The 23,511-nt window shown below is 69.1% G+C and carries 25 protein-coding genes; 12 read left to right on the top strand and 13 right to left on the bottom strand.

From position 1 onward, the window contains the following. Nucleotides 1–93: 93 nt before the first annotated feature. Nucleotides 94–810 carry a class I SAM-dependent methyltransferase gene (locus G7043_RS44960; RefSeq protein ID WP_166055420.1) on the top strand — a complete coding sequence of 239 codons (717 nt, stop codon included), beginning with the start codon at nt 94–96 and terminating at the stop codon, nt 808–810. Between the two features lie 5 nt (nt 811–815). On the opposite strand, the gene G7043_RS44955 is transcribed toward G7043_RS44960, so the two are convergent. The 6 genes from G7043_RS44955 to G7043_RS44930 are packed head-to-tail and all read right to left on the bottom strand — an operon-like array spanning nt 816 to nt 6,252. Next, nucleotides 816–2,066: a sensor histidine kinase gene (locus G7043_RS44955; protein WP_166055418.1), complete on the bottom strand. Its 1,251-nt coding sequence runs from the start codon at nt 2,064–2,066 to the stop codon at nt 816–818. Continuing rightward, the gene (locus tag G7043_RS44950; RefSeq protein ID WP_166055415.1) at nt 2,063–2,755 is read right to left on the bottom strand and encodes a response regulator transcription factor; all 693 of its coding nucleotides are present in this window, start codon (nt 2,753–2,755) and stop codon (nt 2,063–2,065) included. Before G7043_RS44950 ends, G7043_RS44955 begins: the two co-directional genes overlap by 4 nt. Next, nucleotides 2,755–3,234, bottom strand: a complete 480-nt coding sequence (locus G7043_RS44945) for a hypothetical protein (RefSeq protein ID WP_313888404.1) — start codon at nt 3,232–3,234, stop codon at nt 2,755–2,757. Before G7043_RS44945 ends, G7043_RS44950 begins: the two co-directional genes overlap by 1 nt. Nucleotides 3,235–3,242: 8 nt before the next feature. After that, complete coding sequence (locus G7043_RS44940; protein WP_166055413.1) at nt 3,243–4,433, bottom strand: ABC transporter permease; 1,191 nt, start codon at nt 4,431–4,433, stop codon at nt 3,243–3,245. Next, nucleotides 4,430–5,125, bottom strand: a complete 696-nt coding sequence (locus tag G7043_RS44935) for an ABC transporter ATP-binding protein (RefSeq protein ID WP_166055411.1) — start codon at nt 5,123–5,125, stop codon at nt 4,430–4,432. Before G7043_RS44935 ends, G7043_RS44940 begins: the two co-directional genes overlap by 4 nt. Next, on the bottom strand, nt 5,122–6,252 hold the full coding sequence (locus G7043_RS44930; protein ID WP_166055409.1) for an efflux RND transporter periplasmic adaptor subunit: 1,131 nt from the start codon (nt 6,250–6,252) through the stop codon (nt 5,122–5,124). The genes G7043_RS44935 and G7043_RS44930 overlap by 4 nt, the downstream gene beginning before the upstream one ends. 131 nt (nt 6,253–6,383) lie before the next feature. On the opposite strand from G7043_RS44930, the gene G7043_RS44925 reads away from it, so the two are divergent. From G7043_RS44925 to G7043_RS44915, 3 genes are read left to right on the top strand one after another with little or no spacing between them, the layout of a single operon-like run. Beyond that, nucleotides 6,384–7,232 (top strand): helix-turn-helix domain-containing protein, encoded by an 849-nt coding sequence (locus tag G7043_RS44925; RefSeq protein ID WP_166055407.1) that lies wholly within the window; start codon nt 6,384–6,386, stop codon nt 7,230–7,232. Then, nucleotides 7,207–7,380 (top strand): DUF397 domain-containing protein, encoded by a 174-nt coding sequence (locus G7043_RS44920; protein WP_166055405.1) that lies wholly within the window; start codon nt 7,207–7,209, stop codon nt 7,378–7,380. The genes G7043_RS44925 and G7043_RS44920 overlap by 26 nt, the downstream gene beginning before the upstream one ends. A gap of 58 nt (nt 7,381–7,438) precedes the next feature. Further along, entirely contained in the window at nt 7,439–9,013 is a 1,575-nt protein-coding gene (locus tag G7043_RS44915) for an FHA domain-containing protein (RefSeq protein WP_166055403.1), read from the top strand. A gap of 349 nt (nt 9,014–9,362) precedes the next feature. Here the strand turns inward: G7043_RS44915 and G7043_RS44910 are convergent, their stop codons facing one another. Further along, a complete protein-coding gene (locus tag G7043_RS44910; protein WP_313888403.1) occupies nt 9,363–10,217 on the bottom strand; it encodes a GlxA family transcriptional regulator in 855 nt (284 codons plus the stop codon). Nucleotides 10,218–10,338: 121 nt separating this feature from the next. Here G7043_RS44910 and G7043_RS44905 point away from each other — a divergent pair, with 121 nt between their 5' ends. Then, nucleotides 10,339–12,276 (top strand): VWA domain-containing protein, encoded by a 1,938-nt coding sequence (locus G7043_RS44905; protein WP_166055399.1) that lies wholly within the window; start codon nt 10,339–10,341, stop codon nt 12,274–12,276. On the opposite strand, the gene G7043_RS44900 is transcribed toward G7043_RS44905, so the two are convergent. The 5 genes from G7043_RS44900 to G7043_RS44880 all read right to left on the bottom strand — a co-directional run bounded on the left by G7043_RS44900 (nt 12,267) and on the right by G7043_RS44880 (nt 16,401). Continuing rightward, nucleotides 12,267–12,995 carry a phosphotransferase gene (locus tag G7043_RS44900; protein WP_166055397.1) on the bottom strand — a complete coding sequence of 243 codons (729 nt, stop codon included), beginning with the start codon at nt 12,993–12,995 and terminating at the stop codon, nt 12,267–12,269. The genes G7043_RS44905 and G7043_RS44900 overlap by 10 nt on opposite strands. Before the next feature lie 7 nt (nt 12,996–13,002). Continuing rightward, on the bottom strand, nt 13,003–14,010 hold the full coding sequence (locus G7043_RS44895; RefSeq protein ID WP_166055395.1) for a gamma-glutamylcyclotransferase: 1,008 nt from the start codon (nt 14,008–14,010) through the stop codon (nt 13,003–13,005). Nucleotides 14,011–14,113: 103 nt separating this feature from the next. Further along, on the bottom strand, nt 14,114–15,697 hold the full coding sequence (locus G7043_RS44890; RefSeq protein ID WP_166055393.1) for a Na+/H+ antiporter: 1,584 nt from the start codon (nt 15,695–15,697) through the stop codon (nt 14,114–14,116). Nucleotides 15,698–15,715: 18 nt separating this feature from the next. Next, the gene (gene trxA, locus G7043_RS44885; RefSeq protein WP_166055391.1) at nt 15,716–16,024 is read right to left on the bottom strand and encodes a thioredoxin; all 309 of its coding nucleotides are present in this window, start codon (nt 16,022–16,024) and stop codon (nt 15,716–15,718) included. Further along, nucleotides 16,015–16,401: a MerR family transcriptional regulator gene (locus tag G7043_RS44880; protein ID WP_166055389.1), complete on the bottom strand. Its 387-nt coding sequence runs from the start codon at nt 16,399–16,401 to the stop codon at nt 16,015–16,017. Before G7043_RS44880 ends, trxA begins: the two co-directional genes overlap by 10 nt. A 349-nt stretch (nt 16,402–16,750) precedes the next feature. On the opposite strand from G7043_RS44880, the gene G7043_RS44875 reads away from it, so the two are divergent. The 3 genes from G7043_RS44875 to G7043_RS44865 all read left to right on the top strand — a co-directional run bounded on the left by G7043_RS44875 (nt 16,751) and on the right by G7043_RS44865 (nt 19,054). Continuing rightward, nucleotides 16,751–17,203 carry a winged helix-turn-helix domain-containing protein gene (locus G7043_RS44875; RefSeq protein ID WP_166055387.1) on the top strand — a complete coding sequence of 151 codons (453 nt, stop codon included), beginning with the start codon at nt 16,751–16,753 and terminating at the stop codon, nt 17,201–17,203. A gap of 121 nt (nt 17,204–17,324) precedes the next feature. Next, the gene (locus G7043_RS44870) at nt 17,325–18,200 is read left to right on the top strand and encodes an aminoglycoside phosphotransferase family protein (RefSeq protein ID WP_166055385.1); all 876 of its coding nucleotides are present in this window, start codon (nt 17,325–17,327) and stop codon (nt 18,198–18,200) included. Beyond that, nucleotides 18,200–19,054 carry an aminoglycoside phosphotransferase family protein gene (locus G7043_RS44865; RefSeq protein ID WP_166055383.1) on the top strand — a complete coding sequence of 285 codons (855 nt, stop codon included), beginning with the start codon at nt 18,200–18,202 and terminating at the stop codon, nt 19,052–19,054. The genes G7043_RS44870 and G7043_RS44865 overlap by 1 nt, the downstream gene beginning before the upstream one ends. On the opposite strand, the gene G7043_RS44860 is transcribed toward G7043_RS44865, so the two are convergent. After that, nucleotides 19,031–19,927, bottom strand: a complete 897-nt coding sequence (locus G7043_RS44860) for an AraC family transcriptional regulator (RefSeq protein ID WP_166055381.1) — start codon at nt 19,925–19,927, stop codon at nt 19,031–19,033. The two genes, G7043_RS44865 and G7043_RS44860, sit on opposite strands and share 24 nt — an antisense overlap. Between G7043_RS44860 and G7043_RS44855 the strand changes: the two genes are divergently transcribed. The 4 genes from G7043_RS44855 to G7043_RS44840 are packed head-to-tail and all read left to right on the top strand — an operon-like array spanning nt 19,926 to nt 23,393. Continuing rightward, nucleotides 19,926–20,678 (top strand): nuclear transport factor 2 family protein, encoded by a 753-nt coding sequence (locus G7043_RS44855; RefSeq protein ID WP_166055379.1) that lies wholly within the window; start codon nt 19,926–19,928, stop codon nt 20,676–20,678. The genes G7043_RS44860 and G7043_RS44855 overlap by 2 nt on opposite strands. Before the next feature lie 2 nt (nt 20,679–20,680). Further along, entirely contained in the window at nt 20,681–21,532 is an 852-nt protein-coding gene (locus G7043_RS44850; RefSeq protein ID WP_166055377.1) for a protein-ADP-ribose hydrolase, read from the top strand. After that, nucleotides 21,529–22,311, top strand: coding sequence for an NAD-dependent protein deacetylase of SIR2 family (locus tag G7043_RS44845; RefSeq protein ID WP_166055375.1), 783 nt, complete (start codon nt 21,529–21,531; stop codon nt 22,309–22,311). The genes G7043_RS44850 and G7043_RS44845 overlap by 4 nt, the downstream gene beginning before the upstream one ends. Next, on the top strand, nt 22,308–23,393 hold the full coding sequence (locus G7043_RS44840) for an NAD(P)-dependent alcohol dehydrogenase (RefSeq protein ID WP_166055373.1): 1,086 nt from the start codon (nt 22,308–22,310) through the stop codon (nt 23,391–23,393). Before G7043_RS44845 ends, G7043_RS44840 begins: the two co-directional genes overlap by 4 nt. Nucleotides 23,394–23,511: the final 118 nt, after the last annotated feature.

Below are 23,511 nucleotides of genomic sequence, written 5' to 3'. Positions count from 1 at the left end.
GATCTTGCGCGGACCGCACGGGGCGGACCGACCGTCTTGCTTCATGCGCAAGTGATCGTGCATCTGGCGCATGACGGCCCTAGCTTGGGGGTCATGAGCAACCACGGACACGGCGACCAGGCGGAAGTCCTCGAACTGGACGCGGAACTCCTCGCCGAGCACACCGCGTCCATCATCGACTGGCTTCCCATCACCGCCCCGCGCCACGTCGTCGACCTCGGCAGCGGCCCCGGCGCGGGCACGTTCGCCCTGCTGCGCCGCTTTCCCGAAGCCCGCGTCACCGCCGTGGACACGTCGGTCGAGCACCTGAAACGCCTCCACGACAAGGCGTGCGAACAAGGCCTGACGGTCCACCCGGTGCAGGCCGACCTCGACGCGGACTGGCCGGACCTCGGCACCCCCGACCTCGTGTGGGCGTCGGGTTCCCTGCACCACATGGCCGACCCCGACCGCACCCTGCGGCAGATCCACCGCACGCTGGCCCCCGGCGGCCTGCTGGCGGTGATCGAAATGGCCGGTATGCCGAAGTTCCTGCCGGACCACGCCCCGGAAAGCGACGTGGAGTATCACCACCACGACGAACGCGTCCCGCACCGCGGCGCCGACTGGGGTCCCAAGCTGACCGCCGCCGGCTTCACCGTGGAGGGCGAACGCACGGTCACCGTCCACATCGAACGATCCGCGGCCGTCGAACGCTACGCACACATCGTTCTTCGCCGGAAGCTGGACCCCGAAGCCGTCGAACGGGCCCTGCGCCGCGACGACCTCGCCCTGCGCGCCGAACGCACCGTGTGGGCAGCGCGGAAGTAAGCCACTCACGCCCCGAACAGCACCCGGAACACCGCGCCCTCACCCGGCGCGGTGTCCAGCTCGATCCGCCACCCGTGCGCGGCGACCAACGCCGCCACGATCGCCAGCCCCAGCCCGGTTCCGCCCGGTCCACGCGCGGCGTCCACGCGGTAGAACCGTTCGAACGCCCGCGTTGCCTGCTCGTCCGACATCCCCGGCCCGTGATCAGCCACCTCGAAGGAGCTCGACCCCAGCCGCACCTCGACCGGCGACCCCGCCGGCGTGTGGATCAACGCGTTGTCGAGCAGGTTCGTCAGCACCTGCCTCACGCGCGCCTCATCGGCCTGCACCAACACCGGCCCAGCGAGCAGCTCCAGCGAGATGGTCCGGTCCGCGGCGCGCACCCGTGCCTCCACCACGGCGTCGGTGACCAGCACGACCAGGTCCACAGTGGACAAGACCAGAGGCTGCTCCGAGTCGAGCCGCGCCAGCTGCAGCAGGTCCTCGACCAGCACTCCCATCCGCTCGGCGTGGTCCTCGATGCGGCGCAACACCTCGGCGGGATCAGAGGCCGCGCCTTGGCGGTAAAGCTCGGCGTAGCCCCGAATCGACGTCAACGGCGTCCGCAGCTCGTGCGAGGCATCGGCGACGAACTGCCGCATCCGGTTCTCCGACGACACCCGCACCGCGAACGCCTGCTCGATCTGCCCGAGCATCGTGTTCAACGCCGACGCCAGCCGTCCCACCTCGGACCCCGGCCGCCGCACCGGCACCCGCCGCGACAGGTCACCGGCCGCGATCTCGCCGGCCACCTGTTCGACCTCCTCCAACGCCCGCGTGGACGCCCTGACCAGCGCATACCCGGCCATTCCGACCAGGATCAATGCGCCGAGGCTGATCAACAGGAACGCCAGCCGCAGGTCGTCGACCGCCTTGTCGACCTCCGACTGGTCGGTCGTCACGATCAGCTCGGCCCCGTCGAGCTGCCGCATCACCAACCGGTGCGAGCCCACCGAAACGTGCTCACCCGGCGTCAACGACCCGTACCCGGGCAGGCCGGCGAACGGCGTTCCGGACAGCACCTCGGTGGGAGACCGCACGATCACGTTCTCCCGCCCCGGGAACGGCCGCGGCAACGACGCGATCCGGTCGATCCGCGTGTCGAGCTGGCCGAGCAGGTAGCGCTCCATCACCTGGGAGCCGATCAGCCACGTGCCGAACAGGCCCGCGGCCACCAGGGCGACGAGCACGACCACCAGCCGCACGCGCAACGTCATGGGCGGATCATGTACCCGAGGCCGCGCACCGTGTGGATCAGCCGGGGCTCGGACACGTCCACTTTGCGCCGCAGGTACGAGATGTACGACTCGACCACGCCGAAATCGCCGTCGAAGTCGTGCGACCACACCTGATCGAGGATCTGCGCCTTCGACAACACCCGGCCGCTGTTGCGCATCAGGTAGTGCAGCAGCCGGAACTCTGTCGGCGACAGCTCCACCACCCGCGACCCGCGCCGCACGATGTGGCTCTCCACGTCCAGCGACAGATCACCGCAGGTCAACTGCTCGCTCTCGGAGCCGGGCCGGGTGCGGCGCAGCACGGCGGTCACCCGCGCGATGACCTCCTCCAGGCTGAACGGCTTGGTGATGTACCCGTCACCGCCGATCGTGAGGCCGGTGATGCGGTCGTCCGTGCTGTCGCGCGCGGTCAGGTACAGCACCGGCACCTGCACACCGGAAGAACGCAGCCGCCGCACCACCTCGAACCCGTCCCGGTCGGGCAGCATCACGTCCAGCAGCACCAGGTCCGGCGCCTCGGAACGGGCCGCCTGCAACGCTTCGCCGCCGGTCGCCGCGCTGGACACGGTGAACCCGGCGAACCGCAGGCTGGCGCACAGCAGTTCGCGGATGCTGGGTTCGTCCTCGACGACGAGCAACCGGCCACGTTCCACGCGTTGATCCTGCATCACCCGGTGGTCGGCCGCTGCGTGATGGTCTGCCCGGTCACCGTGCCGTCCGAGCCCGCCTGACCCTGCACGACGACCTGCTGGCCCGCCTTGAGGTCGGTCAGCTTGCCCTCGGACGTGATCTGCACCTTCGTCGTGTCCGAAGTGGACACCTTGACGATCTCGCCGTTCGGGGTCTTCACGTACACCGTGGTGCCGTCGACGTGGTCGATCGTGCCCGTCGTGCCCCGGCCGAACCCGCCGTTGGGCCGCTGCTGAGCGCCAGACGGCGGCGTGCCGTTGAACTGGCGGCCGGCGTTCTGGCGGGTCGGGGTCTGCGTGGCGCCGAAGGACTTCTGCACGAACACCCCGCCGACGAACGCGACGATGGCCAGCACCGCGACACTGAGGATCATCGTGGTCTTGCCGACGCCGGACTTGCGTTCCTTCAGCTGCGCCGAGATGTCGTTCTCCAGCGGCTGATCGAGTGGGTTGGTCACAAGAACTCCTATTCGTGCCTGAGCGCTTCGATGGGACGGAGCTTCGCGGCGCGCGACGCCGGGTAGCTGCCGAAGAACAGGCCGATCAACGCCGACACCGCGAACGCCAGCAGTACCGACGACGGCACCAGCACGGGCTGGATGCCGGCGATGGTGAACCGGCTGCCGATCACCCCCGCCGCGACGCCCAGGAACCCGCCGAACAGGCTCAGCAGCGTCGCCTCGATCAGGAACTGCCCGAGGATCGACGACCGGGGCGCGCCCACGGCCTTGCGGATGCCGATCTCCCGGATCCGCTCGGTGACGGTCACCAGCATGATGTTCGTAATGCCGATTCCGCCCACCAGCAACGAGATCGCGGCCACCGACGCGAGCAGCACGGTGAACGTCTCCGTCGTCGCGGTGCGCGCGGTGAGCAGCTGGTCCTGGCTGAGGATCCGGTAGTCGGCGGTCTGGGTGACCTTGTGCCGGCCGTTGAGGATCGTGGTCACCTGGGCCTGTGCGTTCGGCAACGCGTCGGCCGACCGCGCCTGCACGACGATCTGGCTGAGGCTGCCGTAGCCGGTCAACGCGTTCTGCGTGGTCGTCAGCGGCGCCACGGCCATGTCGTCGGCGTCCTGCAACCCGCTGGACCCCTTGGCCGCCAGCACCCCGATGACGGTGAACGGGATGTTGTTGACCAGCATGGACTTCCCGACCGGATCGGTACCGGGGAAGAGCTGCGTGGCGACGGTCGCGCCGATCACGACGACCTTGCGCGCCTGCTGCACGTCGTTGTCGGAGAACAGGTTCCCCTGCGCGACCGCGCTGTTCGTGGTGTCGAAGTAGCGCGGATCCGAGCCGATGAACTGGCTGATCGCGTAGCTCGTCGTGCCATAACCCGCCGTCGCTTGTGCTGAGACCACCGGCGACGCGTACTTGACGTCGGGGGAGTCCGGGCCGACCAGCGCCGCCGCGTCCGCCGTGGTCAGCGGCTTCACGGTGCTGCCGGGCTGGGCACGCTGCGGGCTGATCGTCAGGATGTTCGTGCCGAGCCCCGCGATGCTCTGCTGCACCGCGCTCGACGCGCCGTTGCCGACCGCGATCAGCAGGATCACCGACGCGACACCGATCAGGATGCCCAGCGTCGTGAGCCCGGATCTCATCTTGTTCGCGGTCAGGCCGCGCACCGCGAACGCGGCGATTTCGAACAGTCTCACACCAGCACCCCCGCGACCCCGCCTGTTTGAACACTGCCGTCCACCACGCGGACTGTGCGCATGGCGTGGGCCGCCACCTCGTCCTCGTGCGTGATCAACACGACCGTGCGCCCGCTCGCGTTGAGGCGGTCGAGGATGCCCAGGACCTCGCGGCTGGACTCGGTGTCGAGGTTTCCGGTCGGTTCGTCGGCGAGCACGATCGCGGGCGACGTGACGAGTGCACGGGCGATGGCGACGCGCTGCTGCTGGCCCCCGGACAGTTCGTTGGGACGGTGGTGCGTGCGTTCCTTGAGGCCAACCAGATCGAGCGCGGCCAGCGCGCGTTCCCGGCGTTGGGCACGCCGAACTCCCGCGTACACCAGCGGGAGCTCGACGTTCGCGAGTGCCGTGGTGCGCGGCACCAAGTTGAACGACTGGAAGACGAACCCGATCTTCCTGTTGCGCAGCAACGAAAGCTGTTCCTCGTCGAACTCGCCGGTGTCGATCCCGTCGAGCAGGTACTTGCCGGACGACGGCACGTCGAGGCAGCCCAGGATGTTCAGCAGCGTCGACTTGCCCGACCCGGACGCACCCATGATCGCGATGTACTCGCCCTTCTCGACGGTCAGGTCGAGGCCTCGGAGCGCGTGCACGGCCGTGTCGCCCGCGCCGTAGGTCTTGCGGAGGTTCCTGACCTCGATGACCGGGCTCATCGACCAGTCCCGGTGAAGCCGCCGCCGTTGCGGTTGCCGCCGCCAGTACCGGGGAACTGGCCGGTGCCCTGCTGCTGGCCGGTGCGGTTCTGGTTGGTCGACGTCGTCACCTGCGGCAGCACGACTTCCTCGCCCGCGCTCAGGCCGGACTTGATCTCCACGTACTGGTCGCCGCGCACCCCGATCTCGACGGTCTTGCGGGTCTCCGCGCCGTTCTCCATCACCTGGACCGAGCTGGCGCCGTTGACGGTCTGCACCGCCGCCGCGGGGACGGCGAGGACGTTGGTGGCCGAGTTGACGGTGACCTCGACGCTCGCGGACTGACCTGGACGCAGCCCGGCCGGTGGTTCGGTCAGCGTCAGCGTGACGCCGTACTGGACGACGTTGTTCGAGGTCGTGGGCGTGAGATCGACCTGCGTGACCTTGGCCTGGATCGGCTGCGTCTGCATGGCGTTGACCGTGACGGTCGCGGCCTGGTCGGCCTTGAGCTTGCTGACGTCGGACTCGGAGACGTTCGCGTGCAGCACGAGGTTCTTCAGGTCGGTGACCACGACGAACCCGGACGACGTCGTGGACGTGGTGCTGCTGCTCGTGGTCGAGCTGCTGGAGGTGTTGCCGTTGCCCACCTTCTGCCCGACGGACCCGGTGACCGACGTGATCGTGCCGTCGCCCGGTGCGGTCAGCGTGGTGGCCGCCAGGTTGTCCTGCGCCTGCTGGAGCGCGAGCTGCGTCTGCCGGTATGCCGTGAGCAACGCGGTCGTGCCGGTGCCCTTCGCGAGCGCCGCGTTCAGGTTGCCCTGCGCGATGTCCACCTGCAGCTGGGCCTGCGTCGGATCGAGCTTCGCGAGCTGCTGGCCCTTCGTGACGACGTCGCCGACCTTGACGTTGATCTCGGTGACCGTGCCGCTCGCGCCGAACGACGCGGCGGCGCTGAACGAGCTCTGCACCGTCCCGGACGCCGTCACCGTCTCGCTGACGTCGCGGTTCGCGGCTGCGGCGGTGCGCGTGGTGGTGGGCTGGGCACTGCCGGAGGAACCGAAGAACACCAGGTAGCCGGCCACACCGGCGCCGAGGAGCACCACCACCAGCAGCCCGTTGATCAACAAGGATCTGCGACGTCGAGTCATGGGCAGGGATGGTCGTCCGCCAAGCTGTGGCAGGGCTGCGAGTTTCCTGGCAACGTGCTGAAGATCAGGTGAGCCGTTTTCACCCGAATGAGCGCCTTAATTGCTCTTGGAGCAAGCCCTAACGTCGACCCATGGCCACGACCACTCCGTCCACTGCGTACAGCCGGGATCTAGGCGATGAACTGCGCCGGTTGCGGGAAACCTGCACCGGACTGACCGGCGCGGCGCTCGCCGTCCGTCTCGGCTGGGACCCGAGCAAGCTCTCGACCATCGAGACCGGCAAGTACCGCGCCAGCGAGATCGACCTCGTGCAGTACCTGTCCAAGTGCGACAAGGACATCGACTTCTACGAAGACTTCAAGCGGAAGTACCGCAACGCGTTCGACGAGTACATCGTTCAGGTACCGGACAACCTGCGCACGATGGCGATGGCGGAGTCCACCGCGAAGAAGATCACTCGTTACGACGCGCAGGCAGTGCCGGGCCTCGTGCAGACGCCTGAGTACGCCGATGGCGTCTACCGGGTCGCAGGTTTGGTGACGGAGGAGCGAATTCCGGCGCTGGTGCAGTGGCGGACGGAGCGACAAGCGCTGTTGCGGCGACACGATCGGCCGACCTGCCTGTTCTACGTCCACGAGCACGCCCTGCAGACCCGCATCGGTGATGACCGGATCATGGAGGATCAGTACCTCAAACTGCTGTTCAACGTGCACATGATCCGGATCATCCCGGCCGACACCGCGGTGATCGCATCCAGCTGCACGTTGTTCGAGTACGAGAAGGCGATGTCGGTGGCGTTCGTCGAGACCGACCTGGCGAACGTGTTCGTGCAGGACCCTGGTGCCATCGTGAGGTCTCGGCTGCTGTTCGACCGTTTGGCTGAGGTCGCCTTGGATGAGGAACAATCGCGGAGCAAGCTGGCGGCGTACGTCGGCCGACCGCGAGAGGAACTCGATGACTCAGGACAGGACCTGGCGTAAGAGCAGCTACAGCGGTGGTGCGGAGGACGGGGACTGCGTCGAGGTGTCGCTGGCCTGCGACGCACTCGTCCGCGACTCCAAGAACCCGTCCGGAGGTGCTCTGACCTTCAGTTTCACCGCGTGGCAGAACTTCCTCGAAAATCGTTGAACCTTCTCCCGTCTCAGCACGTGTTCCCGCCGTCGAACGGGATCGAGGGGGACGGGTCATGGCAGACGAGAAGACGGTGCTGATCGGCCGGTGTGGCCCGACGGTGTTGCTGCCGAAGCAGGGCGGCCAGGTGGTGCCGCTGCGCCAGAAGGCACCGCTGCGGGTCGACGTCGCGGGCGGCGGCCCCGTCGGTCTGGCGTTCGCCTGCACGCTGAAGTCGTTGCTGGGGGACCAGGTCGCGCTGCGCGTGTTCGACCGCCGCTGGAAGCGTGCAGGCAACCGCGTGACCTGGCGCGGCGCGGCCGACGGCAACAATCGCCGTGAGCAAGTGGTGACGCTGCAGAGCAACGTCTGGGCGGCCCTGCCTGCCGAGGTGCGCCAACGCCTTTTCGTGCCCGGCAGGTTCTCCGAGATGTGGCCCCTCGGCCCGGACTCACCCGAGTCCAAGGGCCGTCCGCGCAACATCAAGATCCGCTGGATCGAGGACGCCCTCCTGGACATGGCGCAGGACGTCCACGGCATCGAACTGGTTCCTGCCGCCTACACCGCGCCCGCCCGCTGGGACGGCCTGCACGTCCTCGCCATCGCCGACGGCGCCAAGTCCGCCACCCGCGACGCGCTGTCGTCGCACTTCGGCACACCGAGCCGAGAACTGTTCTCAGTGGACGGTTCGCCGCTGGACGAGCGCGTGCTCGGCATCCGGGTCACCGCGAAGGTGCCCGACGAGCACACCGTGCCGTTGACCGTGGCGCAGAACAGGTTCCTCTTCAACTCGCTCGGTGGCGGCTTCATCAACATGCGCCTGACCGCCGAGGAGGCGTCCGAGATCGTGGCGCTCGGCGAGAACGGCCCGGTGTCGTGCATCGGCAAGTTCGGCTGCACCATGCGTCCGTCCGGCACCCGCTTCGTCTGCGACCGGCACCGCGCCGTGTTCAAGCCGTCCGTCGACAAGCTTTCCTACCTATGGCCCCGAATCCTGGACGGCCTGCGCTTCTTCGGCGTCGGCGCGGCGGACGTCGTGGGCATCAACTCGTTCACGCTCGGTATGCAGCAGATGTCGAAGTTCACCGCCCAGCTGGCGCCGTCGACCTTCGGCTTCCTGCTGGGTGACGCCGCCAACTCCCTGCACTTCTGGCCCGGCCGCGGCCTGAACACGGGCCTGAAGAGTGCCCTGTCGCTGGCCGTGAACCTGCAGAAGCGTTGGCGCGGCTCGGCTTTCCGCGCCGCCGACTTCGCGGCGCACGAAGGCGTCATGCAGCAGTTGCAGTACCGCGAGAAGTCGCGCGCGTGGACCACCATGCTCATGCCGGACTCCGAGGGCGTGCCGCGCGGCATCGAGGACCGCATCCGCACCGGCCTGGACGGCCCGTTCGACCGCGCCGCACTGGTCACGACCTTGTTCCAGCGCGTCCTGGAGATCAAGAAGCGCCTCGGCGACCGGATGGGCTCGCTGGCCACCGACGAGTGGTACTACGGCCGCGTCAACGCGATGGACACGCGGACGTTGAAGGTCATGGTGGAGTCCGGGGCGTGGATCACGCGGGAGATCGGCGGCGAAGAGGTCGTCGTTCCGGCCGCTGAGCCCGCTGCCGTCCGGGAGCCGGTGCGCCGCGGGCTTTCGCTGGTCTCCTAACGAAATTCGTGGCCACTAAGCCTCGATCCACTGACGTGGTTTCGGTCGGTATGCCCTGGTCAGTCGGGTGCAGGGTGGGCGGCGGTGAACAGGTTGTCGAATCCGGCTTGCCAGGGCCAGTGCTGCGGTAGGTGCAGGTGGACGGCGCGGGCCCGGTGAACGGGCTGTCGGTGAACACCGCGTGATACCGGCAGGCCGGGAGCAGTTTCTCCTGGCCCGCGGCTTGGCTGGGCTCGTCGCGGCGGATCCGGCGCACGATCAGCCGGGCGGTGACGGCGTGCCGGGTGTGCCGGCGAACGCGGTGTAGGTGGTCTCAGGCGTACACAATTTACGGTCGAGGGCGACGTGCTTAATCATCCCGCCGAGCACCCGCCGCGGTGGCACGGCTCGTTGCCGGTGCGCCTCGGAAGGTGCGCCGGTAGGCCAGTGGTGTGACCCCGATAGCGGCGTGCAGGTGTTCGCGTAGCGAGGTGCCGCCGGCGAAGCCGACCTGGCCGGCGATGTCGTCGACCGGCAGGTCGGTGGATTCCAGCAACTCCCGGGCACGGTCGACGCGTTGCTGGATGAGCCAGCGTCCGGGGCTCAAGCCGACTTCTTCGTTGAAGCGGCGGGCGAAGGTGCGCAGGCTCATGTTCGAGTGCTCGGCAAGGTCGCTCAGGGCCAGCGGCTTGTGCAAGTTCTGCAGCGCCCACTGCCGGGCGGCGGAAGTGTCGTTCGCCGTTGCATCGGGGACCGGGTGTTTGACGTACTGCGCCTGGCCCCCCTCGCGCCACGGGGGGACGACGCAGCTGCGGGCCACATGGTTGGCGATCTCGCTGCCGTGGTCCTTGCGGACAAGGTGCAGGCAGACATCGATGCCGGCAACGGCACCGGCCGAGGTCAGCACGTCGCCTTCGTCGACGAACAGGACGTTCGGGTCGAGTTCCACCTGCGGGTACCACTCCCGGAAGAGGCCCGTGGCGTGCCAGTGCGTGGTGGCCCGGCGCCCGTCGAGCAGCCCCGCCGCGGCCAGCACGAAGGCGCCGGTGCAGGTCGACACGATCCGGGTGCCGGGGGCCACGTACGCGAGGACTTGCGCCAGGTCGACCAGCGTTTGACGGCGGGGGTTGCTGGTGCGGAACGGTGGGACGATGACGGTGTCGGCGGTGCGCAACACCTCCGGGCCATGCTCGACGGTGATGGAGAAGTCCTCGCTGGTGCGCACCGGGTGACCGTCGATGGTGGATCGAGGCCAAGCGGACAATTCCGGGTCAGAACGAATGTGTTCTCGTCGTTTTCGGGTTTCCACCAGCGTCGGAGCCGGGCGAAGCTGATAATACGGTGTCATGAGCTTCGCCTGGATCCTGGCTTCCCTCGGCGTCGCGGCATTGGTTGTCGCAATCGTTGTGGTGATCCGTCGCCGTTCATCGCGTCGTCACGACGATTGGTGGGATTCGAGGCCGAGCCATGTCGGCACTCGGCCCAGCTCGGACGAGCAGGAGCGCGACCAGCACGGTTACGGACAGCAGGGTTACGACCAGGGCTACCCGCAGGGTGCCGGCCAGGTGGGCGGCGCCTTCGACGACGATGTCGACGCGTGCGTGGACGATGTCGACGATCTGGTGCTCCTGCGCAACGTCCAAGGCGTCAACATCGGTGGCGACGTCAGTGTGCATCTGGACGCCCAGGCACCCGGCTGGCCGTCCCTCGACCTACCGCTGGACGGGAGGCAGGGCCCGCTTCCCCGCAGCGGCCTGTTCGTCCGGCGCAACAACGCGTTCGGCACCAAGGCGACCCTCGGCATCGCGGACCTGGTCGACCACGGCGTGCTGATCGACCAGGCTCAGATCCGGTTCGACGATTTCGTGGCGTCGAATCCCTCGGGAATTCCCACACCGTCATCGGGGGAGGCTCTCGCCGTCAGCTACGGCAGGTGCGAGACGCGGGAAAACTTCCGCGCGAACGCGAACACCACGCATTTCGTCGAACTGGCACTGCGAGCCGGCGAGGGCGGCCGAGCCACGTCGCCGAACCGGGAAATCCTGCCGGTGAACTTCGTGTTCGTCGTCGACACGAGCCTGTCGATGGAAGGGGAGAAGCTAGACACCGTCAAGTCGGCGATTCGCGAACTCCACTCCCAGCTGCGCGACACCGACGTCCTGGGAATCGTCGCGTTCGACACGCGCGTCCGCACGTTGCTCAAGGCCACTCCCAAGCGGGACATCCCCGCGGCCCGCCTCGACGAGATCGTGACGGGCCTGGAGGCGGACGGTGCCACGGACCTCAACCTCGGCGTCCTCTACGGCATCGACGAGATCGCGCGGCACTCCCAGCCGGACGTGGTGAACTGCCTCTACCTGTTCTCCGACGGCGATCCGAACTCCGGCGAGCGCAACTGGATCACCATCCGCCGCAACATCGCCGACCGCATCCGCGGCGACCTCACGTTGTCCTGCTTCGGTTTCGGCGAGGACGCCCGCATGCGCGAACTGGAAGCGCTGGCCGGCCTCACCGGCGGCTCCTGCCTCCTGGTGACCAATCCCGACGACGTGCGCCTGAACCTCGCCGAGGACCTGGCCCGCCGCGAGCACCTGGCCGCGATCAACATCCAGCTGCAAATCCAGCTCGACGCGGAGATCACCGCCTGGCACCTCTACGGCCACGACCTGATCACCGACCCGTCCACCCGCGCCCGCGTCGAACGCGAGGTGTCGGCCGCGAAAGACCGGGCGCGCGAGGAGGTGGGCGTCGAGTCGCTGCCCGACCTCGTGACCGAGGACGACGGCATCCGCATCTTCGCGCCGGACCTGGCGTTCGACGAGACGTACTGGGTGGTCCTGGAAGTGCAGGCGCCGCCGGGCCGGACCGCTTTCGGCACGGCGACGGTCCAGTACGTCGACGCCGTCGCCAGGGACAACCGCCGGCACGTCGTCGATCTCGGTGCCAGCACCACGATCGCCGCCGAAACCGTGTTCGCGCACGCGGTCGGGCTGTGGACGAGCGAGATCACCTTCTACGCGCTCGACGACCTCTACCAGAACGACCGCGCGTCGGCCGGGCGCCGGTTGGCCGAGCACGTCGAGATCCTCAACGCGGCCCACGCCCACGTGCCGGCGCCGCAGTTCCGCGACGACCAGACGACGTTCCGGAAGCTGATCAGCCTGGCGGGCAACCTCGGTCTGGTGCAGGCGTGGACCGACGGGGGAGACGCGGCCTACACGATCTTCGCCATGAACAGGTTCGGGCAGAGCAGGTCGGGCTTCGTCCGCAACCGCTACCTCTGACGGATCCGCTGTTCCAGTTCCAGCTGGTGTTCGCGGACCCAGTCGTGCGCGGTGCCGACAGCGGCGAGCGCGCCGTGGTCCCGCAACCTGATCATCGCCGGATCACCCGCGGCGGCGCCCGCCTCGATGCCGCTGCGGCAACGGTCCTGCCACCAGAGGACGGTGCCGACGACCTCGCCGCGGTCGACCAGCCCGTAGCCGTCGCAGATCACCCCGACCAGCCTGGCCGCCTCGGTCACGTCGACCGTGGCGTGCCCGAGGTCCAGGTACTGCCAGCAGATGTGGGCGACGTCGTGCACGCGATCACCGGGGCCCGCGAGATCCCAGTCCACGAACGCCACCGGTTCCCCGCGGCGGTACACGGTGTTCTTCGGCGACAGGTCGTTGTGGCACACCACGGTGCCGCCCTCGGCGAGTTCGGTGCCCTCGGTCAGGTCGTGCAGCTGACGTGCGAGCGCGGCCACCTTCGTCAGGCTCGCCTCGGCGCGCACGTGCACCTGGTCCTCCTGGCGCCACGCCGCTCGCCCGTCCAGGAAGCTCAGGATCTCGCGCTCGTCCTCGTCCACACCGAGGAATCTGGGTGCACCAGGCCACTGCCGGGCACCGAGGTGTGCCAGCAGCCTGTGCACGTAGGGCGAACGCGGGTGCTGGGACCGGCGAACGGTGTCGCCGATCCGGACGACGGCGTTGATCCAGCCGCCCGGCAGAGTGTTCGACACCTGTCCATCATGGCCGTTGAGCGAGGTACACCCAGGCGTCCGTGCCAGACCCGAGCCGGACGAGCGCCCGCCGGTAGTCGTCCACCTCGTAGAGGTCGGCCGCCGCCAACTCCTCCGTCGTCACCTCGAGGACGGTGCCCGCGGTCGTGTCGGCGGGATCGCCGGTGTGCCGGACGATCGGGTGCCGGTCCGTACCGCTGGCCGCGATCACGGCCGGGTCGGTGATCGTCACCCAGTCCTGCCGATAGCCCGGCAGCACGTCCTGCGCGCCCGTGAGCTCCCTGCCGAAGTGCTCGCGCTGGACCGACGGCGTCTGCAGCGTCCCGTACGAGAAGAGGTTGACCACCGCGTCCGCAGGGCCTCCGATGCGGCGCAGCACCGGGTTCGCCACGTCGGCGTTGCCCACCACGACGGACGCGCCGGCAGCCGGCCCGACCTCGTCGAGATACCGCCGGCTCGCGGCGTGATACCGCTGGTCGAAGGCGCGTTCGGCCTGCTCCAGGCCGCCGAGCAACTCGGTGTCCCGGCGCGTCCCGCGGTCCCGCGCGATCTCGAACGGCGTGTCGACGAAGACCACCTCGTCCCACTCCAGGTCGCGCTGCAGGAAGCTGCCGTCGACGACCAGCACGAGGTCTTCCGCGGCAACCACTGGCGGCTCGTCGATCGGAGTGTCCGAGCCGAGGTCGATGATCCGCTCCCGGTACTTCCGGTCGCCACCGGGCCCGAGCGGTTCCAGCACCAGCCGTTCGAAAGCCTGGAAGTCGTAGGCATCGGCGTAGTAGCCGTCCGCCGAGTCCCGTCCCTGTCGATGACGGATCGCCCGCGGGTTGTGGAACCCGTCCATCGACAGGTGCGCCGCCGAACGTCCGCGCGCCGCCACCGCCGCGGTGAGCTCGCGGGCCAGCGTTGTCTTGCCCGACGCCGTGATCCCGTCGACGGCCACCCGCAACGGACGCCCGAGCGCCACGAGGTGATCGGCGACCCGGCCCAACACGCGGTCCCGCGGAGTGATCATGGGACCGACCCTATGCCAGCCCTCTGCCAGCCCTCTGCCATGAACGGCGCTTTCGTGGACCTCAGGTCCACGAAAGCGCCGTTCATGGCCAGCTCTCGGGCGGTCAGTCCTCCTCGATCTCCCGGCGAGCCAGCCGCACCTCCTCGATGTCCAGCCGCCGTTGAATGGTCCGCAGCACGATGTCGTCGATGGCGGCTTCATCGCGCAGCCGCACCACCGTCGCCCGCTTGTGCCCGATCAGCTCCAGCCGCAACGCCGTGTACTCGAGCTCGGACTGCGCCACCTCCTCGTCGCCGGCTTCCTTGGCGCGCCGGACCTCCAGGTGGTGTTCGTACTCGGCGAGCACCCGTTTGTAGACGACGTCGCTGACGCCCACCTTGTCGGCCAGGCCCGGCAGTGCCTCGTACGCCTCCTCGGACGCCGTCGACTGGGCCAGGCGGAGCTCCTCGTCCACCGCCGTGTCCTCGGGCAGGCGCGAGAACCGGATGATCGACGGAAGCATCAGCGACTGCACGACGAGCGTCAGCACCACCACGCCGGACGTGATGAGGATGATCTCCTCGCGGAACGGGAAAGGCCCGCCGCCGACCACGGTCTCGGGTACCGCCAGGGCAGCCGCCAGCGACACCGCGCCGCGGAACCCGGCGGCCGACGACACCAGCCGTTGCCGGGCGCCGACGCGCCGAAGTCGTTGCTGGGGACGGCGATCGATCGCGCGGATGATGTACGGGGTCGTGTAGCCCCACAGCAGCCGAGTTCCGGCCACGGTCAACGCCACGAGCCCGATCCCGCCGAACGCCGCGAGGATCTCGGAGCCGTCCAACGACCGGATGGCGCTGTTGGCCTGGAGTCCGATCAGGACGAACAGGGAGCCGTTGAGCACGAACGTCGCGATGCCCCAGAACGCGGAGCTGACCTGGCGGGTGTCGGCGGGCACGATGCGCGGGCCGACGCGGGCCAGCGTCAGCCCGCACGTCACCACGGCGATCACGCCGGAACCGTGGACGGTCTCGGCGAGCAGGAACGCGGCGAACGGCGTGAGGATGCTGACGAGCGTCTCGTGGATCGGGTTGTCGAGCCGCTTGCGCACCTGCACGGCGAGCCAGGCGATCGCGAGGCCGGCGACGGCGCCGCCCGCGTAGGACAGCAGCAGCTGCAGGCCGACCCGTCCGGTGCTGAACTGCTGCTCACCGGTCGTGATGGCGACCGCGATCGCGTAGATCACCAGCGCCGTGCCGTCGTTGATCAGCGACTCCGCGCGCAGGATGGTCGTGACCCGGCGCGGCATGCCTCGGGCGATGGCCGAAACGGCGGTCGCGTCGGTGGGCGCGAGTGCCGCGCCGAGCACCCACGCCGGGCCCCAGTCGAGGCCCAGCGCGTGGGCGACACTCGCCACGGCCCCGGCCGTCGCGAGCACGAGCAACGTGCTGAGCAGCACGATCGGGCGCAGGTTGCTGCGGATCTCCCGCAACGAGGTGTTGAGGCTCTCCCAGTACAGCAAGGCGGGCAGGAAGATCAGCAGCATCGCCTCGGGCGGCAGGCTGACCGACTCCAGAGCCGGCACGAAACCCAGCACCGCGCCGCAGACGACGAGCAGCACCGGGGCGGCGAGGCGCAAGCGTCCGGACACGACACTGCTCGCCAGGATGCACACGCCCAGCACCACTACGAGTTCAAGACCGAGCATGCGCCCAAGATAAGCGGCTCACGCGCTCAGCGCGTCATCCAACTCCGCAAGCAAGCGCGACTTGGGGCGCGCCCCCACGATCTGCCGGATCGGCACGCCGTCGCGGAACAACAACATCGTGGGCAGCGACATGACCTGGTAGTCGCGCGCGGTGGCGGTGTTCTCGTCGGCGTTGATCTTGAGCACGGTCAGGTCGTCACGTTCGCGGTCGATCTCGTCGAGCACGGGCGAGAGCATGTGGCACGGCCCGCACCACTGCGCCCAGAACTCGACGAGCACGGTGCCGGTCTTCGTGCTCTCCGCGAAGGTGGCGTCGGTCAGCTGCACTGGAACTCCTTGGGTTCAGCTACTAGGCACGGGTCCTGGAAGGCGAGCTTGGCCAGCAGGAACTCCCGGACTGCCTGGAGTCGCTCCAGACATTCGTCCACCTCAGCGAGTTTGCGCTGGTAGACCTCCCGTGAGTCCGGGCACGAGTCACCGGACTCGTGCCCCGCGCGCAGGCACGCCACGAACGGCCTGGTGTCCTCGAGTGACATGCCGACCGCCTGCAGCGACTGGATCTCCCGGACCAGCCTCAGGTCGTGCTCGCCGTACTCGCGGTAGCCGTTGGACGTGCGTTGCGCTTCCAACAGTCCCTGCGACTCGTAGAAGCGCAACGCACGTGTGGTGGTGCCGGCTCGCTTGGCCAGTTCGCCGATCCTCATGCCGCGAACGCTAAACCTTGACGCGCACGTCAAGGCAAACATTCATCTCGATGTCCGACGGTTGTTCAGCACGTGGACGTCCTTGCCCGGGCCGCAGAGCCCTCCCTAACGTGAGCCGCGTTCGGGCAAGTGCTCTCATCGGAGCGCGGGGAAGGGAGGGCAGGAATGGTCTTCGCGCTGTTCCTGCCCTCCCGCAGGTACGTCGACCACGTCCGCGTCTTCAGCGCCGCGCTCACCGTCGTGTCCTCAAAGGACAGATCCGGGATCTCGCTCACCACGCGGTGACGTCCGGGCAGACCGAGGCCGCGCCCACCTCCCAGACAAACCCGTCCGCCTGAGGGAGCCCGTCATGCGGTTCAGCATCACCATCGACACCGACGACGAGGAAACCGCGGTGCGGCTCCTCGGCGCGTTGAAGGACGTGGGCCTGGTGGACGCCACCGAGGCCGTAGTCGAGGACGTGGACGTCCGGATCCTGCCGCACACACGGCAGGTGCTGCTCCGGGACGCCCCCGTGGGGCTCACCAGGCTGGAGTTCGAGCTGCTGTGGCACCTGTGCTCGAACCCCGACCGCGTGCACCGTCGCCGCGATCTCCTGGCAGCGGTGTGGGGTGTCGACGACAACTACAGCGGCGCGCGCACGGTCGACGTACACGTACGGCGTGTGCGGCAGAAGCTCGGCGATGCCGCGGAGGTGATCCAGACCGTGCGCGGCGTCGGCTATCTGGTGGCTTCTTCCAGCCGGGTGCGGGTCGAGAACACGCCGAACATCGTTCAGCTCGCCGAACGACGGGCCGGATGACCTAAGAGGTCCACAGGACCGTCTCGCCACGCTGTGACCGGGCAGATCACCAAAAGCAGTTGCTCCGCCCAGCAGGCCCGGTGTTGCATCGACGCATCGGGCCTGATGGGGGAGTGATCGAGTGCAGGGTGCTGAGCTGATCGCGACGGACGTGTCCCTCGTGGACGACCTGATCCGCACGCAGTTCCCGGCTTGGCACGGCCTGCCGATCACCCACGTCGAGCACTCCGGCACCAGCCACGCGATCTACCGCCTCGGCGACGACCTCGCGGTCCGGCTGCCGAACCGCGGCTGGTCGGACGGCCAGGCCGAACGCGACGCGGCCGTGCTGTCGCTGCTCGCCCGCCATCTGCCGGTCGCCGTGCCGGAACCGCTCGCCCTCGGCGAACCCGGCTCCGGCTTTCCGCGTCGCTGGTCGGTCGTGCGCTGGCTGACCGGCGCGACCGCCACGGTGGACGCTGTGCGGCCGGACACCGCGATCCGGCTGGCCGAGCTGGTCCACGCGCTGCAGGCCGTCGAGGTGACCGGGGACCAGCCCACACCTCATCGTGGGAACTCCCGCCAGGCGGAGTACGACGACCAGGTCCGCGAGGGGATCGCCGTGCTCGGCGGCGATCCGCGGCTCGTCGGACTGTGGCAGGACGCGCTCGACGCGCCGCGCTGGGATCGGCCCGGCCGCTGGCTGCACGCCGACCTGCACGGAGGCAACCTGCTGTTCACCGGCGGCGAGCTGACCGGCGTGATCGACTGGGGTTGTGCGGGCGTCGGCGATCCGGCGGGAGACCTGATGGCCGCCTGGCTGTTCCTCGACGAACCGGGCCGGCGGCTCTACCGGCGCGAGCTGAGCCAGTTCGACGACGCCGCCTGGGCGCGGGCCCGCGGCTGGGCGCTGCACCTCGCGGTGGCTGGCCTGCCGTACTACCGCGACACCAACCCGGAGTTCGCCGACATCTGCCGCCACACGCTCGACCAGCTGTGTCCCGGATGGGAGCGTTAGTGCACACCGATGTGTCCGTTGTGGACGAACTGATCCGCACGCAGTTCCCGCGCTGGCACGGCCTGCCTCTCACGAAGCTCGACCACGGCGGCACCGACCACGCCATCTACCGGCTCGGCGACGAGCTCGCGGTCCGCCTCCCGCTCATCGACTGGGCCAAGGACCAGCCCGCGCTGGACTTCGCCGTGCTGCCCCGGCTCGCGCCGCACCTGCCCGTCGCGGTGCCGGAACCGCTGGAACTGGGTGAACCGACCGAGCACTACCCGTACCAGTGGTCGGTCGTGCGGTGGCTCGAAGGCGACATCTCCACGATCGACGCGGTCAGCCCGGACACGGGAGCTCGCCTCGCCGAGGTGCTCCAGGCCCTGCACAAGATCGACACCACCGGCGAACCGTGGACCACCTACCGCGGCCGCCACGACATCTCCATCAGCGACGAAGGCGTCCGCTGGTCGATCGCGCGGCTCGGCGGCGACCCGAGGCTCACCGCCCTGTGGGAGGAGACGATCAGCGCACCGCGCTGGGACCAGCCGCTCCGCTGGGTGCACGCCGACCTCCACCGGGGCAACCTGCTCTTCACCGGTGGCGAGCTGACCGGTGTGATCGACTGGGGTTGTGCGGCCGCAGGAGATCCGGCGGGTGATCTCATGACCGCGTGGCTGTTCCTCGACGCCCGCGGCCGCAAGCTGTTCCGCCGTGAGCTCACCGAGTTCGACGACGCCGCCTGGGCCCATGCTCGGGGCTGGGCGCTGGAGATCTCGGTGCTCGCGCTGGCGCGTCCGGACACCAACTCGTTCGTCGCCGAGTTCGCCCGCCACGCGCTCGACCAGCTACTGGCGGAACGAGCCGGGTGACTCGCCGGTCTCGCGGGTGAAGAACTTGGTGAAGTTGGTGGCCTCGCTGAACCCCAGTCGGTGCCCGATCGCCGCCGACGACAGGTCGGTGTGCACCAGCAGGCGTTTGGCTTCGAGCGCGACCCTGGCGTCGATCAACGCCTTCGCCGACTGACCGGCCGCGGCGAGGCAGATGCGGTTGAGGCTGCGCAACGAGTAACCGATGCGGGCCGCGTACTCGGCGGCGTTGCGCGTCACGGCGAACGAGTGCTCCAGCTCCTGCTGGAACCGTTCGAAACGGCTGTCCACCTGTGCGGGGTCCGTGTCCGATGGCAGCCGAGCGACGCGCAGCAGCAAGGCGCCCAGCAACTGGCGGAGCAGCTCGACCGGCTCGTTCGTCAGCACGTTGCGGCGGTACTCCTGCTTGAGGTCCTGCACGGCACGCGTGACGACCGCCTGCTCCGCCTTGGGCACGGTTCGCCGCACCGGTGCGAACGGGCTGAGCAACGGGCGGACGCCGTCCAGCGGCGGCGGGAACGCAGGGGTGAAAAGCACCATGAACGCCTCCGCGTCGCCGACGGGCAGGCGGAGTACGCGGCCTGGGGTCGCGTGCAGCAGCGTGCCGGGTTCGCAGGAGTGGTCCACGAAGTCGACCATGGTGGTGGCGCGGCCCGAGGTGACCAGAAACAGCTGGTGGAAGTCGGTTCGGTGCACCTTCGTGAGGGTGTCGGCGGTCTGCCTGCGTCGCAGCACGGCGAGGTCGACCACCTCTACACCGAGCGCGCCGCGGTCTGGGTTGCTGAAGCCGAAGCTGGCGAGCTGTCCACTTTTGACCATGGTGAGGCGTGATCCTACCTCGTCCGCGGCGCACCGCTGGGACATCTTTGTCGCCATGGACAACAAGGAACTCGTGCTCAAGGCCACCGGCGAACTCTTCGGCGACCAGGATCCGTCCGCTGTGGACCGTTGGGTCGCACCGGACTACCGCCAGCACAGCTCGCTCGCCCCGGACGGCCCCGAGGCGTTGCGCGGCCTCGTCGCGAACCTGCCGGAAGGGTTCCGCTACGAGCCGGCCCGCGTGATCGCCGATGGTGATCTCGTTGCGCTGCACGGCGTCTACCACGGCTTCGGGCCGGAGCCGCTGGTCGCGTTCGACCTGTTCCGGGTGGCGGACGGCAAGCTCGCCGAGCACTGGGACGGACTCACGCCCGTGGTCACCGCGACCGCCAGCGGACGGTCCCAGACGGACGGTCAGGCCGAGCCCGCGAACGCCGACACCGAGCAGTCCCGCGCGCTCGTCCGGGAGTTCGCCCAGCGCGTGCTCCAGGACGCCGACTACTCGGTGCTGACCGACTACATCTCGACCGAGACCTACCTGCAGCACAACCCCGAGGCCGCCGACGGGCTCGACGGGTTCGGTGCCGCCGCCGCGACGTGGGCCGGGCAGGGCAAGAACCTCGTTTACAAGACGGTCCACAAGGTGGTGGCCGAAGGAGATCTCGTGCTGCTGCAGTCCGAGGGCGAGTTCGGCGAGCCGGTGGCGTACTGGGACCTGTTCCGGGTCGCGGACGGCAAGATCGTCGAGCACTGGGACGTGGTCGCGCCGATCCCGGCCGAACTGCCGCACACCAACGGCATCTTCTAACCGTGATCACCGCGCTGCCGTTGCGCGACTACCGGGACGCGGTCGCGCTGGACGAACCGTTCCACCCCCTCAGCCCGCCCGCACCGGCGCGCAGCCTCGGCGTGCTGACGGAGCTGGCGTTGCGGTTTCTCGGTGAGGACCCGCGGGTGGGGCGGTTCGCCCTGCCGCGCGGCCTCGCCGAACAACGCCGGCTGCTGCGCAACGTGCTGACCGTGCGGGAACCGGCTCCGTTCGACCCCGAGCTGCTGGCCGTGCTCGACGCGGTGCTCGGGGGTGAACGGCAGCAGGCGCCGCTGGTCGACGCGCGGTCGCTGCCGGCGCCGATCGCGGTGTGGCGCGGTGACATCACCCGGCTGATGGCCGACGCGATCGTGAACGCCGCGAACGACGCGCTGCTGGGCTGCTTCCAGCCGATGCATCCCTGTGTGGACAACGCGATCCACGCCGCGGCCGGGCCGAGGCTGCGCGAGGACTGCCACCGGATCATGGCGGCTCAGGGCACCCCGGAGCCCACGGGCACCGCGAAGATCACGCGCGGCTACCACCTGCCCGCGTCGTTCGTGCTGCACACCGTCGGGCCGATCGTGCGCGGAAAGGTGTTGCCGGCACACGAGTCCGCGCTGGCCGACTCGTACCGGGCCTGCCTCGACCTCGCCGCCCAGGTCTCCTCGATCCGCACCATCGCGTTCTGCGGGATCAGCACCGGGATCTTCGGGTTCCCGAAGCTCCCCGCCGCGCGGATCGCCGTCGACACCGTCGGGGACTGGCTCGCCGCGCGTCCCGGCCGGTTCGACCGGATCGTGTTCACGACCTTCAGCGACGAGGACGACGACGCCTACCGGGAGCTGCTGTGACGTTCGAACGATGGCTGGACGGGTCCGACCGGGTGCTCGTCGCGGCGGGCGCGGGACTGTCGGCCGCCGCCGGGTACGACTACACGGACACCGAACGGTTCGCGGAGCTGTTCCCGGCGCTGCACCGAAACGGGCTGCGAGCTCGTCATCAGCTGATCGGCCTGCCGCTGCCGCCGCGGCTGCTGTGGGGCTACTGGTCCGTGCACGTCAACGACATCCGGTTCGACCCGGCGCCGAACCCGCTGTACCAACGGTTGCGTTCGGTGATCGGGCAGCGCGACAACTTCGCGCTCACATCGAATGTCGACGGGTTGTTCGCACGCAACGGTTTCGCGGACGTGTGGTCGCCGCAAGGGGACTACGGGCGCTACCAGTGCGAGACGCCGTGCACCCGTGAGACGTGGGAGAGCAGGCTGATCGTCGAGGCCGCGCTGGCGACCTACGACCCATCGACCGGTGAGGCGACGGCGATTCCGTCGTGCCCGCGGTGCGGTGGACCGGTGTTCCTCAACGTGCACAAGGGTCCTGAGTACGTTCCCGACCACCACGCGCCGGACGGGCGGCGGTTGCGGGAGTGGCTGGGCGGTGCGGGCCGGCTGCTGGTCGTCGAGATCGGGGCGGGGTTCAACACGCCGTCGGTGATCCGTTGGCCGGTGGAGTCGTTGGTGCGTAGCATGCCTGGCGCACGGCTCGTACGGATCAACCGGGACGATGCCGAGGTTCCCGCGGATCTGGACGCTCTGGCGGTGCGCGCCGACGTGGCCGAGGTGCTGGCATGAAGATCACTGCCGCTGTTGTGGGTGAACGGCACGGACCGTTCGAGCTCCAGGACGTGCTGCTGGACGAGCCACGTGAAGGCGAGGTGCTGGTGCGCGTCGTCGCGACCGGCATCTGCCACACCGACATCGTCACGAGCCACGGTGACCTGCCGTTCCCGTTGCCCGGAGTGCTGGGGCACGAAGGTGCCGGGGTGGTGGAAGCGGTCGGGCCTGGCGTGTCCGGGCTGGGGGAGGGCGACCACGTGGTGCTGGGCTGGCCGTGGTGCGGCGAATGCGGCAACTGCCTGGACGGCCAGCCGCGCTACTGCCTGCGGTTGGGCGAACTCCTGTTCGGTGGTGGCCGGGCGTTGCACGCGCTCGACGGATCGCAGCTCGCCAGCCACTTCTTCGGGCAGTCGTCGTTCGCGACGCACGCGGTCGTGCCGTACCGGGGGCTGGTGCGGGTGGAAGCCTCGTTGCCGTTGGACCTGCTGGGGCCGTTGGCGTGCGGGCTGTCGACGGGTGCGGGTGCGGTGTTGAACGTCCTGCGCCCGGACGCTGGTTCGTCGATCGTCGTCTACGGCGTCGGCGCGGTCGGGCTGGCCGCGGTCATGGCCGCGCGCAACAGCGGCGCGACCCGGATCATCGCGGTCGACCGGCACGAGTCGCGGCTGGTGGCCGCTCAAAGGTGGGGCGCCACCGACGTGGTCAACGCGAGCGCGGACGATCCTGTCGCGGCGGTGCACGAGATCTGCGCGGGGCCGGCGGACTTCAGCCTGGAGTGCACCGGAGTCGTGGCGGTGTGCCGGCAAGCCGTGGACTCGGTGGGGATGCGCGGCGTCTGCGTTCTCATCGGCGTGGCGCCCGCCGGGGCGCAGATCGAGCTCGACCACTCCAGCACGTTGTCGGGCAAGCGGGTGGTCGGAGTGCACGGCGGTGAGGGTCGCAGCACCACGTTGATCACGACGCTGCTCGACCTGCACCGGCAGGGCAGGTTTCCGTTCGACGAACTGGTCACGCACTTCCCGTTCGCCCGGATCGCCGAGGCGATCAAGGCCGCGGAGAGCGGTGAGGTGATCAAACCGGTGCTGCGGATGCCATAGCACACCTGGCCATCCGCGAACTGGCGTAATGCGCCCCGCCATCTGGGGCCATTCGTCAGGTTACGTAAGTGAGAAAGTTTCACCACCCCTCTCGACGGCGGCTGCGGGTTGTGCGTAC

The organism is Lentzea alba, from assembly GCF_011067745.1.
Classification (GTDB): Bacteria; Actinomycetota; Actinomycetes; order Mycobacteriales; family Pseudonocardiaceae; genus Lentzea; species Lentzea alba.
Note: the sequence above shows the minus strand (reverse complement) of the source record. Positions and strands in the feature narration are given on the sequence as shown.

Coding starts and splice junctions, on each gene's coding strand:
- G7043_RS44960 (WP_166055420.1), top strand. CDS start 94: ATGAGCAACCACGGACACGGCGACCAGGCGGAAGTCCTCGAACTGGAC.
- G7043_RS44955 (WP_166055418.1), bottom strand. CDS start 2,066: ATGACGTTGCGCGTGCGGCTGGTGGTCGTGCTCGTCGCCCTGGTGGCC.
- G7043_RS44950 (WP_166055415.1), bottom strand. CDS start 2,755: ATGCAGGATCAACGCGTGGAACGTGGCCGGTTGCTCGTCGTCGAGGAC.
- G7043_RS44935 (WP_166055411.1), bottom strand. CDS start 5,125: ATGAGCCCGGTCATCGAGGTCAGGAACCTCCGCAAGACCTACGGCGCG.
- G7043_RS44930 (WP_166055409.1), bottom strand. CDS start 6,252: ATGACTCGACGTCGCAGATCCTTGTTGATCAACGGGCTGCTGGTGGTG.
- G7043_RS44925 (WP_166055407.1), top strand. CDS start 6,384: ATGGCCACGACCACTCCGTCCACTGCGTACAGCCGGGATCTAGGCGAT.
- G7043_RS44920 (WP_166055405.1), top strand. CDS start 7,207: ATGACTCAGGACAGGACCTGGCGTAAGAGCAGCTACAGCGGTGGTGCG.
- G7043_RS44915 (WP_166055403.1), top strand. CDS start 7,439: ATGGCAGACGAGAAGACGGTGCTGATCGGCCGGTGTGGCCCGACGGTG.
- G7043_RS44905 (WP_166055399.1), top strand. CDS start 10,339: ATGAGCTTCGCCTGGATCCTGGCTTCCCTCGGCGTCGCGGCATTGGTT.
- G7043_RS44895 (WP_166055395.1), bottom strand. CDS start 14,010: ATGATCACTCCGCGGGACCGCGTGTTGGGCCGGGTCGCCGATCACCTC.
- G7043_RS44890 (WP_166055393.1), bottom strand. CDS start 15,697: ATGCTCGGTCTTGAACTCGTAGTGGTGCTGGGCGTGTGCATCCTGGCG.
- G7043_RS44880 (WP_166055389.1), bottom strand. CDS start 16,401: ATGAGGATCGGCGAACTGGCCAAGCGAGCCGGCACCACCACACGTGCG.
- G7043_RS44875 (WP_166055387.1), top strand. CDS start 16,751: ATGCGGTTCAGCATCACCATCGACACCGACGACGAGGAAACCGCGGTG.
- G7043_RS44855 (WP_166055379.1), top strand. CDS start 19,926: ATGGACAACAAGGAACTCGTGCTCAAGGCCACCGGCGAACTCTTCGGC.
- G7043_RS44860 (WP_166055381.1), bottom strand. CDS start 19,927: ATGGCGACAAAGATGTCCCAGCGGTGCGCCGCGGACGAGGTAGGATCA.
- G7043_RS44840 (WP_166055373.1), top strand. CDS start 22,308: ATGAAGATCACTGCCGCTGTTGTGGGTGAACGGCACGGACCGTTCGAG.